Genomic DNA, 14,796 nt, shown 5'->3' on the forward strand with positions numbered 1-14,796 from the left:
CTCAGCGCCGGGGCGGCTTCTCGCGGGGCAGGTGGGTGAAGGTGAGCCCGGTTTCCACCGCCTCCTTGCCGAAGCGGGCGCGGATCGCGTCCATCGCCCGCTCGGCGCGGGCGCGCTTCTCCTGTGCGGTATCGACGAGATCGGGCGGATCGGCGGCAGTGTCGTCGACGAGGTCGGACACCGTGACGCCGATCAGCCGGTAGGCGCGCCGCGGCTCCTTCGACAGAAGGTCGACGGCGATGCGGTGGATGCGGTCGGCGAGGCAGGTCGGATCCGACAGCCGCCGCGCGCGCGTCACCTGGCGGAAATCCGGGGTCTTCAGCTTGAGCGTCACCGTCCAGCCGGCGAGGCCGCCGGCCTTCAGGCGCCGGGACGCCTTTTCCGACAGCGTGCGCAGCAGGGCCGACAGCACCACGGGATCGGAAATGTCGTCGGAGAAGGTGGTCTCCGCGCCGATGCTCTTGCGCGGCGCGTCGGGCGTGACGCTGCGGTCGTCCTCGCCGCGGGCGAACCGGGCGAGGCGCATCGCCTGGGAGCCGACGAGGCGGAAGAGGTCGGCCGGATCGCAGGTCGCGAGCGTGCCGACCGAGGTGAGGCCGGCCTCCGTCAGCTTCGCGGCGGCGGCCTTGCCGATGCCGGGCAGGATCGTCACCGGCTTCGGCGCGAGGAACAGCGGCGCCTCGGCGCGGCCGATGACGAAGAAGCCGCGCGGCTTGTTCACGTCCGAGGCGATCTTCGCCAGGAACTTGGCATAGGATAGCCCGACCGAGACGGTGATGCCGATCTCCCGCTCGACCTGCCGGGCGAACCGCGCCAGCACCTCGGCGGGGCTGGCGCCGTGCAGCCTTTCGGTGCCGGAGAGATCGAGGAACGCCTCGTCGATGGAGAGCGGCTCCACCAGCGGGGTGAGCGCCAGCATCATCGCGCGGACCTGGCGGCCGACGGCGGCGTATTTCTCCATGTCCGGGCGGATGATGACGGCGTCCGGGCAGAGTTCGCGGGCCTTGTAGGTCGGCATCGCCGAGCGCACGCCGTGGATGCGCGCGATGTAGCAGGCGGTGGCCACCACGCCGCGCCGCCCGGCGCCGCCCACGATCAGCGGCTTGTCGCGCAGGCTCGGATCGTCGCGCTTCTCGATGGTGGCGTAAAAGGCATCGCAATCGATGTGGGCGATGGCGAGCGCGTCGAGCTCGGGATGGGCGAGCAGGCGCGGGCTGCCGCACATGGCGCAGCGCGACGCGCCCGGCGGATTGCGGCGGCCGCAATCCCGGCAGAGGCTTCCGCCGTCTCCCTTCGCCGCACCCTCAGCCACGTCGACACCGCCTCCTTCTCCGGGACGGACCCGCGATCTTGTCCGGGACGGACCCGCTTCCTTGCCCGGGACGGACCCGCGTTGCCCGCGCTCAGGATTCCGGGCGGTGGAGCGAGAACCGGTATTCCGTCACATGGCGGTAGAGATCGCCCGGGGCGAGCGCCGGCGAGGGGAAGCCGACCTGGTTCGGCCCGTCCGGGAAGCGCTGGGTTTCGAGGCACAGCCCGGCATGGGGAAAGTGGCGCGCGCCGTCGAGGCCGGCGGGTTCCGGCCCGAGGAAGCCGCCGTCGAACACCTGGAGGCCGGGCTCCGTGGTCCAGACATCGAGGGAAAGGCCCGTGCGGGGCGAACGCAGGGTGGCGGCGTGGGCGAGGCCCTCGGCCGTGGTGCCGTCGTCGCCGTGGCGGTCGAGCACGAAATTGATGTCGTATTCCGCGCCGCCTTCGCCCCACCAGCGGACCGGCCGCGCGGTGCGGAAGTCGTAGGGCGTATCGATCACCGGCGCGATCTCGCCGGTCGGGATCAGCGTCTCGTCGACCGGGGTGTAGTGGCCGGCATTGATCGCGAGATCGAGGTCGCGCACCGAGCCGCCGGGCTCGAGGGTGAAATAGGAGTGGTGCGCCATGTTGACGATGGTCGGCGCATCGGTTTCGGCCGTCATCTCCACCCGGAGCGTGCCGGGATCGAGCAGCGTGTAGGTGCAGCGCGCCGTCACGGTGCCGGGATAGCCCTCCTCGCCGGCGGGCGAGACGAGTTCGAGGGTGACGGCGTTCGCCGCGCGGGAGACGACCCGCCACGGCCGGTGCGAGAAGCCGCGGAAACCGCCGTGCAGGTGGTTGCGGCCGGCCTCGTTGAGCGACAGGCTGTGCTCGCTGCCTTCGAGCGAAAACCGGCCCGCGCGGATGCGGTTGGCATGGCGGCCCGCGGTCGCGCCGAAATAGGTCGGGTTGGTGCGATAGAGGTCGATGTCGCCGAAGCCGAGCACGACGCGCTGCACGCCGCCGCCGGGCGCGGGGACCTTGAGGTCGCGCAACGTGGCGCCGTGGTCGAGCACGGTCGCGGTCGCGCCGCTCGCCGTCGACAGCACGATCTCCTCGATGGCCGCCGTCTCCGTCCGATGCTGCAGGGTCATGGGCACATCCTCCCGCCGGATCGCGTAGGGTTGTTCTGGGGATCGTGTGTGTGTCGTGAGGCTTGCGGCACGCGGGGCTTCCGGCGCTCGACGGGGATCGTGCCGCCCAATGCCGTCCGCGGTCAAGCAATCGTGAGCCCCGCGGCGGCCGCGTCTCAGTCGAGCGGCCGTGTCGCGATCATGCCGCCGGACCGAGATGCGCGACGACGCGGTCGAACACGGCGTGGAACATCGCGGGCGTCAGCCGGCCGGTGTTGGTGTTGTAGCGGCTGCAGTGATAGCTGTCGAACAGCGTGAGGCCGCCGGGCAGGAGGTGCTCGGCGCCGTGGGCGAAGGCGTGTCGCGAGCCGGGAACGCCCACCGCCTTCAGGAACGAGTCGTGGGCGATCCGACCAAGCGCGACCACCGCTTTCAGCCCCGCATAGCCGGCGATGGTGCCGGTGAGGAACGGCCGGCAGGTGTTGATCTCCGCCGGGGTCGGCTTGTTCTCCGGCGGCACGCAGCGCACGGCGTTGGTGATGGCGGTGCGCACGAGGCGAAGGCCGTCGTCCGGCCGGGCCTCGAAGCGGCCGGCGGCGAGCCCCCGCGCGATCAGCGTGGAGTAGAGCAGGTCGCCGGCATAGTCGCCCGTGAACGGCCGCCCGGTGCGATTGGCCCCGCGCAGCCCCGGCGCGAGGCCGACGATCAGAAGCTCGATGTCCTCGCCTTCGAACGTGCGCACGGGCGCGTTGAACCACGACGGCTCGCGCGCGCGCCATTCGTCCCGGAACGCCGCGAGGCGCGGGCAGAGCGGACAATCGCGGGAGGGTTCCGTCGGCAGCGGTCCGCCCGGCAGCGATCCGCCGGATGGGACGGCCGTCGTGCGCGGCGAGCGCACCCGCGTCCGGACGGGCGCGGCAGACGCGGCGGCGGCACGCGCCACGCTCAGATGTCCTCGGGGTCCGCGTCGCGGGCGAAGCGGTCCTGCCGCTCGGCGGCCCGGGCGGCGCGCTCGCCGGGATCGCGGCCGATGCGGGATTCGAGATGGGCGAGTTCGATGAAATGGTCGGCCTGCCGGCGCAGGTCGTCGGCGATCATCGGTGGCTGGGTCGTCAGGGTCGACACCACGCTGACCTTGCGGCCGCGACGCTGGATCGCCTCGACCAGCGAGCGGAAGTCGCCGTCGCCGGAGAACAGCACGAAGTGATCGACATGCTCGACCGCTTCCATGGCATCGACCGCGAGCTCGATGTCCATGTTGCCCTTCACTTTGCGGCGGCCGGTCTGGTCGACGAACTCCTTCACCGGCTTGGTGACGACCTTGTAGCCGTTATAGTCGAGCCAGTCGATCAGCGGGCGGATCGAAGAATATTCCTGATCTTCGACAAGCGCGGTATAATAGTATGCGCGAAGCAGATAGCCACGCGACTTGAATTCCTCGAGCAGTCTGCGATAATCGATGTCGAATCCCAGCGTCTTCGCGGTTCCGTAGAGATTGGCGCCGTCAATGAACAGCGCGATCTTCTCGCGGGAATCGAACGACAGGGGATCCTTGGGGGAGCGGAGCATATAATTTCACCAATTGTGGCCGGGAAGTTCAGTCGGCCTGTTCGAATATCTGGCCACGCACGGGTCGCCTGAAAACGGTCCGGCCTGCGTTCCTTCAAAAAGCCCCGGCTGGACGGTGCCGCCTTCCCCCCAGAAGGCGGCGACCTCAGGCAGCGATGCTCGCTTACCGGCCGGCCCGTTGAAATGACTGATCTTCAAACGCAGGGAATCGCTTCCAAATCGCGGCGCGCTTGCCTTTCGGTGGCGCGCCCCCTATTGAGGATTACTCGTCCCTAGGAATTGGAGTCAACCGATGGCCCGCGTGACCGTCGAGGATTGTATCGACAAAGTCGAGAACAGATTCGAGCTGGTCCTCCTCGCCAGCCACCGTTCCCGCATGATTTCGAGCGGCTCGCCCCTCACGATCGATCGCGACAACGACAAGAATCCGGTGTGCGCCCTGCGCGAGATCGCCGACGAATCCATCCAGCCGGAAGATCTGAAGGAAGATCTGATCCACTCGCTGCAGAAATATGTCGAAGTCGACGAGCCGGAATCGGAGATCGTTCCGCTCGTGGCGTCTGGCGGGGCCGACCCCGACGACGACACCAACCCGTCCTTCGACCGCATCTCGGAAGAAGAGCTGCTCAAGGCCCTCGAGGGCCTGGTGCCGCCGGAAAAGACCGAAGACATCTGATCGCTGCCTGAAAAGGTGGGGTCCCGGCGGACGGCTCGTCGCTTCGGACCCGGCCTCGTGTCGAAAGGGCGGCCGGCATCGGATGATGCCGGCCGCTTTCCTTGGACCCCTCCGGCGGACAGGTTCCGGCGTCGCCTCCAGGCGACCCGGCGAGACGCGGCGATGACGCCGCCCGCGGGATGGGTGTGATCAATCTGCCGGCCTTTGGATCGCTGCGGCCATGATGCGACAATACGAACTCGTCGAACGGGTGATGCGTTACAACCCGAATGCCGACGAGGCGTTGCTGAACAAGGCCTACGTCTACGCGATGCAGAAGCACGGGGCGCAGAAGCGTGCCTCGGGCGATCCCTACATCTCGCATCCGCTCGAAGTCGCGGCCATCCTGACCAACATGCGGCTGGATGACGCCACCATCGCCGTAGCTCTGCTCCACGACACCATCGAGGATACCGACGCGACGCGCGCCGAGATCGACCAGATGTTCGGTGTGGAGATCGGCAAGCTCGTCGACGGCCTCACCAAGATCAAGCGTCTCGACCTGATCACCCGCCGCGCCAAGCAGGCGGAGAATTTCCGCAAGCTCTTGCTCGCGGTCGCGGACGACGTGCGCGTGCTGCTCGTCAAGCTCGCCGACCGCCTGCACAACATGCGCACGCTGCACTTCATGTCCGGCGACAAGCGCGGCCGCATCGCCGAAGAGACCATGGAAATCTATGCCCCGCTCGCCGGGCGCATGGGCATGCAGGCGATGCGCGAGGAGCTGGAAGACCTCGCCTTCCGCAACCTCAATCCGGAGGCGGCCGCCACCATCGGCGAGCGGCTGGACGCGCTCTCGAAGCGCAACGAGGGCCTGATCGGCGAGATCGAGGCGGACCTGACCCGCCGGCTGACCGAACACGGCATCGCGGCCGAGGTGAAGGGGCGCCAGAAGCGGCCCTATTCGATCTTCTCGAAGATGCAGCGCAAGTCGGTCGCCTTCGAGCAATTGTCCGACATCTACGGCTTCCGGGTGCTGGTGCCGGCCGTGGAGGACTGCTACCGCGCGCTCGGCGTGGTGCACACCACCTGGCCGACGGTGCCGGGACGCTTCAAGGACTATATCTCCACCCCGAAGCAGAACGATTACCGCTCGCTTCACACGACCGTCGTCGGGCCGAGCCGGCAGCGCGTGGAACTCCAGATCCGCACGCCGGAAATGCACCGCGTCGCCGAATACGGCATCGCCGCCCACGCGCTCTACAAGGACGGCAAGACCGGCGGCCGCAACATCACCAAGGGCACCGAGGAAAGCCGCGCCTATGAATGGCTGCGGCGGACCATCGACCTTCTGAGCGAGGGGGACACCCCGGAAGAGTTCCTCGAGAACACCAAGCTCGAGCTGTTCCACGATCAGGTGTTCTGCTTCACGCCGAAGGGCCGGCTGATCGCGCTGCCGCGCGGGGCGACGCCCATCGATTTCGCCTATGCGGTTCATACCGACGTCGGCAACACCTGCGTCGGCTGCAAGATCAACGGCCGCGTGATGCCGCTGATGACGACGCTGGCGAACGGCGACGAGGTGGAGATCGTGCGCTCCAAGGCGCAGACCCCGCCGGCCGCGTGGGAGCAGATCGCCGTCACCGGCAAGGCGCGGGCCGCCATCCGGCGCGCGACCCGCGAGGCGGTGCGGCGTCAGTACGGCGGTCTCGGCCGGCACATCCTGGAGCGGGCGTTCGAGCGCGCCGGCCGGCCGCTTTCGGCCGACCTGCTGGAGGGCGCGGTGGCCCGGCTCGGCCAGTCCAACATGGCGGACCTTCTTGCCGCGGTCGGCCGCGGCGAGGTCAATTCCGAGGACGTGCTGAAGGCGGTCCATCCCGACTACCAGATCGATCCCGATCTCGCCCGGCACCGGGCCGCGCGGTCGGTGGCGACGAGCGACGGAATGCCGGTCGGGGAAGAGGGCAAGTCCGCTTCGCTGCCGATCCGGGGCCTCGAAGGCGACCTGCCGGTGCGGTTCGCGCCCGACGGCGGCGCGGTGCCGGGCGACCGCATCGTCGGCATCCTGACCCCCGGGGAAGGCGTGACGATCTATCCGATCCAGTCGCCCTCGCTGAAGGCGTTCGACGACGAGCCGGACCGCTGGTTCGACGTGCGCTGGGAGATCGATCCGGATTCCAACGAGCGCTTCCCGGCGCGCATCATGGTTTCGGCCATCAATGAGCCCGGATCGCTCGCCAACATCGCGCAGGCTGTCGGCGAAACCCACGGCAATATCGACAACATCAAGATGGTGCGCCGGGGCAACGATGCCCACGACATGATGATCGACCTCGAAGTGTTCGACCTGAAGCATCTCAACCGCATCATTTCGCAGGTGCGCGTGCTGCCGACGGTCACCAACGTGGTCAGGGTCAACGGCTGAACGGCCGACGGCGGTTGCCGCCGTTCCGGCGGGGCCGATTTCCATCAACAGGACTGGACGGAGTTTGGGATGACGCGTGACGAGGTGCTCGGCGTGTTCCGCTCATGCGGGGCGATCCTTGAAGGCCATTTCATTCTGAGTTCCGGCCTGAGGAGCCCGGTGTTCCTGCAGAAGGCGCGCGTCTTCATGCATCCGCCCGCGACCGAGACGCTCTGCAAGGCGCTGGCCGAGCGCGTGCGGGCCGAAGTGCCCGGCCCGATCGACTATCTGATCGGCCCCGCCGTCGGCGGCATCATTCCCGCCTACGAGACCGCCCGCCACATGGGCGTGCCGGCGGTGTGGGTCGAGCGCGAGGACGGCAAGTTCCGGCTGCGGCGGTTCGAGGTGGCGCCGGGCAGCCGCGTCGTCATCATCGAGGACATCGTCACGACCGGCCTCTCGATCCGCGAGACGGTGGAAGCCGCCCGCGCCATCGGGCTGGAGGTGGTGGCGGCGGCCTGCCTGATCGACCGGTCGGCCGGAAAGGCCGATGTCGGCGTGCCGCTGGTGGCGCTTGCGCAATACGAGGTGCCGGCTTATTCACCCGACGCGCTGCCGCCGGAACTGGCCGCCATTCCGGCGGTTAAGCCCGGCAGCCGCGGCCTGGCGTGACGGGCAGGCCGTGCGCGACGGCACGGCCGTTCAGCCCGCCGAGATGCCTCAACCTGCAAGCCCCGGGTGATCGTCCTTGCTGTTTCGCCGCCGCGAGCCCCTGAACTGGAAGCAGCGCCTCCGGGTTGCCGCGTGGCCGGCGCGGTCGTGGCGGCGGTCGTTCTATTATATGGTGAAGCGGATCCTGCGGCTCAGAGCCTCGCCGCACGCCATCGCCATCGGCACGGCCGCGGGCGTGTTCGTGTCGTGCACGCCGTTCCTGGGCTTCCACATCCTGCTCGCCACCGCCTTCACCTATCTGGTGGCCGGCAACGTGATCGCGGCGGTGATCGCGACGTGGTTCGGCAATCCGATCACGTTCCCGATCATCTGGGCCTCGACCTACAAGCTCGGGCGCTTCATGCTCGGGCAGTCCGGCACCGAAACGCCGTTCCACGTCTCCGACCTCTCCGCCAAGCTCTCCACCTATTCGCTGCGCACGATCTGGCCGATCATCGAGCCGATGATCGTGGGCTCGGTGCCGATCGGCATCGGCTGCGGGCTCGTGACCTATATCGCGACGCGCATCGCGGTGGCCGAGTTCCGCAAGCGTCAGGAGGCGCGCCTCAGAGCGCGGCGCGAGGCCGCGAGCGCGAAGATCCGGGCGGAAGTCGTCGCCGGCATCGGCAAGAGGCCGTCATGAAGGGGCCGTCATGATCATCGGTATCGGGTCGGACATCATCGACATCCGCCGCATCGAGCGCACGCTGGAGCGGTTCGGCACGCGGTTCACCAACCGGGTGTTCACCGGCGTCGAACAGCGCAAGTCCGACGGCCGGGCCGAGCGGGCGGCCTCCTATGCCAAGCGCTTCGCGGCCAAGGAGGCCTGTTCCAAGGCGCTCGGGACGGGCATCCGCATGGGCGTCGCGTGGCGGGAGATGGGCGTCGTCAACCGGCCGAGCGGGCAGCCGACCATGGTGCTGACCGGAAGCGCCGCCGACAGGCTGGCCGCGCTGACGCCGCCGGGCTTCGTCGCCCGCATCGACCTGACCATGACCGACGAGCCGCCGATGGCCCAGGCCTTCGTGGTGATCTCCGCGTGGCCGGAGGACTGGCCGCGGCGGTGATATTGGGGCCGGCGGCGGGCGGCGCGGCGGTTTTGTTGCGATTCAAGGGGCGAGGCTTTAAGTAGGGCTCATCCCGGGCGAGCGTTGCTGCATCGAGCCGGAGCGCGATGGCCGGCGACGGGCCCATCGCTGTGCGGGCAACGGGTTGAAGGCGGCAAGGCCGCCTGGACGGCGCGGCCCCGCAGCAAGGGAACCGCGATGGGAACCGCGGGAAAAGGCTGAGCGCTGTGGCAAGCGACAAATCTGCGAGTGAGAAGTTGGCAACGCAAAAGGCCGAAAAGCAGGGCGGTATCTGGGATACCGTCAAGATCGTCATCCAGGCGCTGCTGCTTGCGCTCGTCGTCCGGACGTTCCTGTTCCAGCCGTTCAACATCCCGTCCGGCTCGATGATGGACACGCTGCTGATCGGCGACTACATCTTCGTGTCGAAATATTCCTACGGATACAGCCGCTATTCGTTCCCGTTCGGCATCGTGCCGTTCTCGGGGCGCATCATGGGGTCCGAGCCGAAGCGCGGCGACGTCGTGGTGTTCAAGCTGCCGACGGACAACTCGACCGACTACATCAAGCGCGTGATCGGCCTGCCCGGCGACCGCATCCAGATGAAGGGCGGCGTGCTCTACATCAACGACGTGGCGGTGCCGCGCGTGGCCGACGGCACCTATGACGATACCGACCAGTTCGGCGTCGAGCGCCAGATCCAGCGCTACCGCGAGACGCTGCCGAACGGCGTGAGCTACGACACGCTCGACCTCGACCCGAACGGCTTCTGGGACAACACCCAGGTCTACAACGTGCCGCCCGGCCACTATTTCATGATGGGCGACAACCGCGACAATTCCAGCGACAGCCGCGTGCTGGACCATGTCGGCTACGTGCCGTTCGAGAATCTGGTCGGCAAGGCGGAGATGATCTTCTTCTCGGTCGACGGCGATCAGGGCGCCTGGAAGATCTGGAAGTGGCCCACCGACGTGCGCTGGGGACGGATCTTCACGCTGCTATGAGCCCGCTCAACGAACGCCGGATCGCGGCGCTGGAAGCCCGGCTCGGCCACCGCTTCTCGGACCCGGCCCTGATCGGCCGGGCCCTGACGCATCCGAGCGCCGTCACCGGCGCGTCCGTCGGAACGGCGAGCTACCAGCGGCTGGAATTCCTCGGCGACCGCGTGCTCGGGCTCGCCGTCGCCGAGATGCTGCACGAGGCCTATCCGGCCGCGGACGAGGGCGAACTCGCCCGGCGGCTGAACCAGCTCGTGCGGCGCGAGACCTGCGCGGCGGTCGCGGTCGAGCTCGGGCTCGATCAGGCGATGCTGGTCGGCGCGGGCGAGGCCCAGGGCGGCGGACGCAGGAAGGTCGCGATCCTCGGCGACGTGTGCGAGGCGGTGCTGGCGGCCGTTTATCTCGACGCTGGCTTCGAGGTGGCGCGGACGCTGGTGAAGACGCTCTGGGGCCCGCGGATGCGCGAGGCGCTGATGGCGCCGCGCGATGCCAAGACGACGCTGCAGGAATGGGCGCAGGGCCGGGGACTGCCGACGCCGGTCTATACCGAGGTCGAAAGGTCCGGCCCGGACCACGCGCCGGTGTTCACGATCCTCGTCACGGTCGACGGCATCGCACCGGCCGAGGCGCGCGGCAAATCGAAACGCGAGGCGGAGCAGACCGCGGCTGCGGCCGTGCTGGTCCGCGAAGGAATCTGGTCGGAGAACCGAAGTGGCGCCTGACGACGAAGACGATGCCCTGCCGCACGCAGCCGGCACCCCCGCGGAGACGGCCGGCGAGGGCGAGACGCGCTGCGGCTTCGTCGCGCTGATCGGCGCGCCGAACGCCGGCAAGTCGACGCTCGTCAACGCGCTGGTCGGCGCCAAGGTCTCCATCGTCACCCACAAGGTGCAGACGACGCGCGCGCTGGTGCGCGGCATCGCGCTGGTCGGACCCGCGCAGATCGTGTTCGTCGACACGCCCGGCATCTTCCGCCCGAAGCGGCGGCTCGACCGCGCCATGGTCTCGACCGCCTGGGGTGGCGCGAAGGACGCCGATCTCGTGGCGGTGCTGGTCGATTCCCGCAAGGGCATCGACGAGGAGGTCGAGGCGATCCTCGCCTCCCTCGCCGACGTGCACCTGCCGAAGGTGCTGATCCTCACCAAGATCGACGTCGTGAAGCGCGACAGCCTGCTGGCGCTGACCCAGGCGGTGAACGAGAAGGCGCGCTTCGAGCGCACCTTCATGGTCTCGGCGGTGACGGGCAGCGGCGTCGAAGACGTGCTCGCCTATTTCGCCGGCGCGGTGCAGCCCGGCCCCTGGCTCTATCCGGAAGACCAGATTTCCGACCTTCCGATGCGCCAGCTCGCGGCCGAGATCACCCGCGAGAAGATGATGCTGCGGCTGCACGAGGAGCTGCCCTACGCCTCCACGGTCGAGACCGAGCAGTGGAAGGACGTGAAGGGCGGCGCGGTGCGCATCGAGCAGACCATCTTCGTCGAGCGCGACAGCCAGAAGAAGATCGTGCTCGGCAAGGGCGGCCAGACCATCAAGGCGATCTCGCAGGGCGCGCGCGAGGAGATCGCGGCGATCCTCGAGCGGCCGGTGCATCTGTTCCTGTTCGTGAAGGTGCGCGACAGCTGGTCGGACGATCCCGAGCGCTACCGCGAGATGGGGCTCGAATTCCCGGAGTGACGCCGGGCAGTCAGGACGGCCGGCGATGGAATGGCGGGACGAGGGCATCGTGCTTTCCACCCGGCCCCTCGGGGAGGGTGCGGTCGTCGCCGAGCTGATGACCGCCGCCCACGGCCGCCATGCGGGTCTGGTGCGGTCTGGCCGCTCCAAGCGGATGCAGCCCGTGCTCCAGCCGGGCAACACCGTCGCCTGTGTGTGGCGCGCGCGGCTCGACGACCAGCTCGGTACCTATTCCTCCGTCGAGCCGGTGGTCTCGCGGGCCGCGCGGCTGATCGAAAGCGCGGTGGCGAGCTTCGGCATCCTCACCCTCTGCCGCCACCTGTCGCTGCTGCCTGAGCGCGACCCCCACCGCGGGCTCTACGACGCGTTCGCCATCGTGCTCGACCACCTCGACGAGCCGTCCCATGCCGGGCCGCTGATGGTGCGCTTCGAACTGGCGCTGCTGGAGGAACTGGGCTTCGGCCTCGATCTCAGCCGCTGCGCCGCGACCGGCACACTCGCGGACCTGACCCACGTTTCGCCGCGCACCGGGCGGGCCGTGAGCCGGGCGGCGGCCGAACCCTATCTCGACCGCCTGCTGCCGCTGCCGCGCTTCCTGGTGGATCGCGGCATGAACGCCGATCCCGATGCGGACGACATCCGCGCCGGTCTGCGGCTCACCGGTCATTTCATCGACGCCCACCTCAACGCGCCGCGCGGCATCGAGATGCCGATGGTGCGCGAGCAGTTCCTGTCGGCGCTCGAACGGGCCGCCGCCCGCGACCGGCGTCTCGAACCATGAAAGCCGGCGACGGACAATCGAGCGACGGACAAACGAGCGACGGACCTGCACGGGCGGAATGGCGCGCGGATGTCGATGCGCTCGCCTTCCGCCCGGCCGGCCATGCAGGCCTCTGCATGGTCCACAGGCTTGCCTTCCGCGTGCTCGTCGGCCCCTCGGCCGCACCGGAGGACTGCCTCGCCCTGTTCGCCGGGCAGCGGGCGGCGTTCGAGACGGCGGCGGCGGCCAAGATCGCGCGCCGCACGCTGGCGCCCGAGGCCAACTTCCATCTGGACAGCCGCGACATCCGGGCCGCCCTGGCCGGCGAGAACCGCCGGGACGGCGGCGCCAGCTCCTGCGTGGCGAAGTGGGGCCGCAGGCCCTGACCGGGCGCGGGCGCCCCGTGCCGGCGATTGCCAGCGTGAACGGGGCGGCCTACACTGCGCCGTCCGATATATTTGCCAGCGAAATTATAGGCTTACAGATGAAAGTGCAGAAGCTCGCCGTGCTGTCGGCCTTCCTGGCGGCGCCGTTCGCGATTTCGGCCCCCGCGCAGGCCGCCCCCGCCGTTCACTGCGCCTCCAACAGCCTCTATCTCGTCGCTGCGGTGGAACGGCAGGACTCGGTCGGCGAGCGGCTGATCGTGAAAAACAACGCTGCCGGCGCCAAGGCGGCCTGCAACGCGAAGATCGGCAAGTCGGACTTCGTGATCGGCTCCAAGGACGGCGAGGACGACGACGCCTATTATCTGCTGCGGCTCGAAGGCAAGTACCTGCTGATCGACGACGGGACCGGCCCGGACAGGACGCTGTTGATCTACGACCTCAGCCGCAAGGCGCGCGTGTTCACGGCGGGCTATTCGGAGGAGGACTTCGACGCCGACAGCAAGAGCGCCTCGTTCTGGATGAGCACCGAGCAGAAGCCGACCAAGCAGAACTGCAAGGACCTCGCCGAGATCAAGAAGAACGACCTGACGCCGGCCATCGAGATCCGCGCCACGTTCGACTTCACGACCGGCACCCTGTCGAAATCGACCCAGGCGCGCTGCGTCGCTCATCAGTAGAGCGGGCGGGCCGAGGCTTGCGGCGTCGCCTTTTTCCGAAAGCTGGCTCCCACTTCTCGGTCCAATGCTCCCGGTTCTGGCTGCGCATCGGATTTCCCGAAAACGGGTCCCACTTTTCGGTCCGATGCGGTAACGTGACGGCGACGACCGGTTCCGCAAGGATCAAAAGGGAACGCCGAAGGGAAGAGGCAGGCCTCGCGCCTGCCGGAGCCCCAGCGGCGGCTGCCCCCGCAACTGTGAACGGCGAGCCCGCCATCGCGAAACGGCCACTGGCATTCGTGCCGGGAAGGCCTGATGGCGGGCGATGACCCGTGAGCCAGGAGACCTGCCGGACGTCAGAAACCACCGACCGGGCGGGGTGTCCGGAGTGCGTCGCGGGTGGCACCGAAGGCTGGTTTTAGCGGCTTCCGGTGCACGATGTGGCCTCTCTCTCCTCAACCGGCTGTCTCTGCATTTGCCATGAGGAGAGAGCCAATGGCCTTCCATCAGACTTCCTCCGGTGCCGCGGCACCGGCGACGACCTCGCTGAGCATCGCCGTCCAGGCCGGCCTTGCCGTGCTGCTCGGCATCCTGATCCTCGGCACCGTGGGCTTTTCCCACGTCGAGGCCTTCCACAACGCCGCGCACGACACCCGCCACGCCAACGCCTTCCCCTGCCACTGAGGCAAGGCGCAGATGTCGATTTTCCGTTCGATCGTCTTCACGGCGGTCGCGGCCGGGCTTGTGGTGGGCCTGATCGTGACCGCCATCCAGCACTTCGGCGTCGTGCCGTTGATCCTGCGCGGCGAGGTCTATGAACAGGCCGCCGAAGCCGCCGCGCCCGTTGCGATGGCCGATAGCCATAGTGCTGAGGGCCATGATGCCCAAGGCCACGAAGGGCAGGGACAGGGTGGCCATGACCACGGCGCGGAAGCCTGGGAGCCAAGCCCCGGCCTTGAACGCAATGCCTTCACAGCCGCCGCCAACATCCTGACCGCCATCGGCTTTTCCCTTCTGCTCGGCGCGGCGTTCGCGCTGCGCGGCAAGGCCGTGACGTGGCGGGAGGGCCTGTTGTGGGGCCTCGCCGGCTTCGTGGTGTTCATGGTCGCCCCCGGCCTCGGCCTGCCGCCTGAACTGCCGGGAATGCCGGCGTCCGAACTCGGGCCGCGGCAGGCGTGGTGGATCGGAACCGTCGTCGCCACCGCAGCGGGGCTCGGCCTGGTCCTCCTGAAGCGGACACCGTGGGCGGCGGTCCTCGGCCTCGTGCTGATCGTCGCGCCCCATGTCGTCGGTGCGCCGGCGATGCTCGACGAGGCGACCAACGTGCCGGAATCGCTCGTCCACCAGTTCGTGGTCACGGTCACGCTGACGAGCTTCCTGTTCTGGGTGCTGCTCGGCAGTCTGTCCGGCGCGCTCTATCGGCGGTTCTCCGCCTGAGTGTCCGGGGCGGCGCTACCGCGTCGGTGCCGGCCGGGTGACGTCATCCGGCCGGG

At 68.7% G+C, this 14,796-nt stretch carries 17 protein-coding genes and 1 riboswitch; of the genes, 13 read left to right on the top strand and 4 right to left on the bottom strand.

Going from position 1 to position 14,796, the window contains the following annotated elements:
- Position 1 precedes the first annotated feature (1 nt).
- The 4 genes from BUF17_RS00965 to BUF17_RS00980 form a co-directional block, all read right to left on the bottom strand.
- Complete coding sequence (locus BUF17_RS00965; protein ID WP_073625346.1) at positions 2-1,312, bottom strand: DNA polymerase IV; 1,311 nt, start codon at positions 1,310-1,312, stop codon at positions 2-4.
- Between the two features lie 91 nt (positions 1,313-1,403).
- On the bottom strand, positions 1,404-2,444 hold the full coding sequence (locus BUF17_RS00970) for an aldose epimerase family protein (RefSeq protein ID WP_073625347.1): 1,041 nt from the start codon (positions 2,442-2,444) through the stop codon (positions 1,404-1,406).
- A 178-nt stretch (positions 2,445-2,622) separates the two neighbouring features.
- On the bottom strand, positions 2,623-3,279 hold the full coding sequence (locus tag BUF17_RS00975; protein WP_073625951.1) for a uracil-DNA glycosylase: 657 nt from the start codon (positions 3,277-3,279) through the stop codon (positions 2,623-2,625).
- Positions 3,280-3,368: 89 nt separating this feature from the next.
- Complete coding sequence (locus BUF17_RS00980) at positions 3,369-3,992, bottom strand: LabA-like NYN domain-containing protein (RefSeq protein WP_073625348.1); 624 nt, start codon at positions 3,990-3,992, stop codon at positions 3,369-3,371.
- 292 nt (positions 3,993-4,284) lie between these two features.
- On the opposite strand from BUF17_RS00980, the gene rpoZ reads away from it, so the two are divergent.
- The 13 genes from rpoZ (at position 4,285) to BUF17_RS01045 (ending at position 14,740) form a co-directional block, all read left to right on the top strand.
- Positions 4,285-4,668: a DNA-directed RNA polymerase subunit omega gene (rpoZ, locus tag BUF17_RS00985; protein WP_073625349.1), complete on the top strand. Its 384-nt coding sequence runs from the start codon at positions 4,285-4,287 to the stop codon at positions 4,666-4,668.
- Between the two features lie 220 nt (positions 4,669-4,888).
- On the top strand, positions 4,889-7,072 hold the full coding sequence (locus BUF17_RS00990; RefSeq protein ID WP_073625350.1) for a RelA/SpoT family protein: 2,184 nt from the start codon (positions 4,889-4,891) through the stop codon (positions 7,070-7,072).
- A 69-nt stretch (positions 7,073-7,141) separates the two neighbouring features.
- On the top strand, positions 7,142-7,723 hold the full coding sequence (gene pyrE, locus BUF17_RS00995) for an orotate phosphoribosyltransferase (protein ID WP_073625351.1): 582 nt from the start codon (positions 7,142-7,144) through the stop codon (positions 7,721-7,723).
- Positions 7,724-7,799: 76 nt separating this feature from the next.
- Positions 7,800-8,405 (top strand): DUF2062 domain-containing protein, encoded by a 606-nt coding sequence (locus BUF17_RS01000; protein WP_073625352.1) that lies wholly within the window; start codon positions 7,800-7,802, stop codon positions 8,403-8,405.
- 10 nt (positions 8,406-8,415) lie between these two features.
- Positions 8,416-8,829 carry a holo-ACP synthase gene (gene acpS, locus BUF17_RS01005; RefSeq protein ID WP_073625353.1) on the top strand — a complete coding sequence of 138 codons (414 nt, stop codon included), beginning with the start codon at positions 8,416-8,418 and terminating at the stop codon, positions 8,827-8,829.
- Positions 8,830-9,086: 257 nt separating this feature from the next.
- A complete protein-coding gene (lepB, locus tag BUF17_RS01010) occupies positions 9,087-9,833 on the top strand; it encodes a signal peptidase I (RefSeq protein ID WP_073625953.1) in 747 nt (248 codons plus the stop codon).
- The gene (rnc, locus tag BUF17_RS01015) at positions 9,830-10,549 is read left to right on the top strand and encodes a ribonuclease III (RefSeq protein WP_073625354.1); all 720 of its coding nucleotides are present in this window, start codon (positions 9,830-9,832) and stop codon (positions 10,547-10,549) included. Before lepB ends, rnc begins: the two co-directional genes overlap by 4 nt.
- A gap of 16 nt (positions 10,550-10,565) precedes the next feature.
- On the top strand, positions 10,566-11,501 hold the full coding sequence (gene era / locus BUF17_RS01020; protein ID WP_073625952.1) for a GTPase Era: 936 nt from the start codon (positions 10,566-10,568) through the stop codon (positions 11,499-11,501).
- Positions 11,502-11,526: 25 nt separating this feature from the next.
- Complete coding sequence (recO, locus tag BUF17_RS01025) at positions 11,527-12,282, top strand: DNA repair protein RecO (protein WP_073625355.1); 756 nt, start codon at positions 11,527-11,529, stop codon at positions 12,280-12,282.
- Positions 12,279-12,647: a hypothetical protein gene (locus BUF17_RS01030; protein WP_073625356.1), complete on the top strand. Its 369-nt coding sequence runs from the start codon at positions 12,279-12,281 to the stop codon at positions 12,645-12,647. The genes recO and BUF17_RS01030 overlap by 4 nt, the downstream gene beginning before the upstream one ends.
- Before the next feature lie 98 nt (positions 12,648-12,745).
- A complete protein-coding gene (locus BUF17_RS01035) occupies positions 12,746-13,324 on the top strand; it encodes a hypothetical protein (protein WP_073625357.1) in 579 nt (192 codons plus the stop codon).
- A gap of 131 nt (positions 13,325-13,455) precedes the next feature.
- Positions 13,456-13,671, top strand: a riboswitch (cobalamin riboswitch).
- A 127-nt stretch (positions 13,672-13,798) separates the two neighbouring features.
- Entirely contained in the window at positions 13,799-13,987 is a 189-nt protein-coding gene (locus BUF17_RS01040; RefSeq protein ID WP_073625358.1) for a CbtB domain-containing protein, read from the top strand.
- Between the two features lie 12 nt (positions 13,988-13,999).
- Entirely contained in the window at positions 14,000-14,740 is a 741-nt protein-coding gene (locus BUF17_RS01045; RefSeq protein WP_073625359.1) for a CbtA family protein, read from the top strand.
- Positions 14,741-14,796: the final 56 nt, after the last annotated feature.

Source organism: Pseudoxanthobacter soli DSM 19599, from assembly GCF_900148505.1.
Lineage (GTDB): Bacteria > Pseudomonadota > Alphaproteobacteria > Rhizobiales > Segnochrobactraceae > Pseudoxanthobacter > Pseudoxanthobacter soli.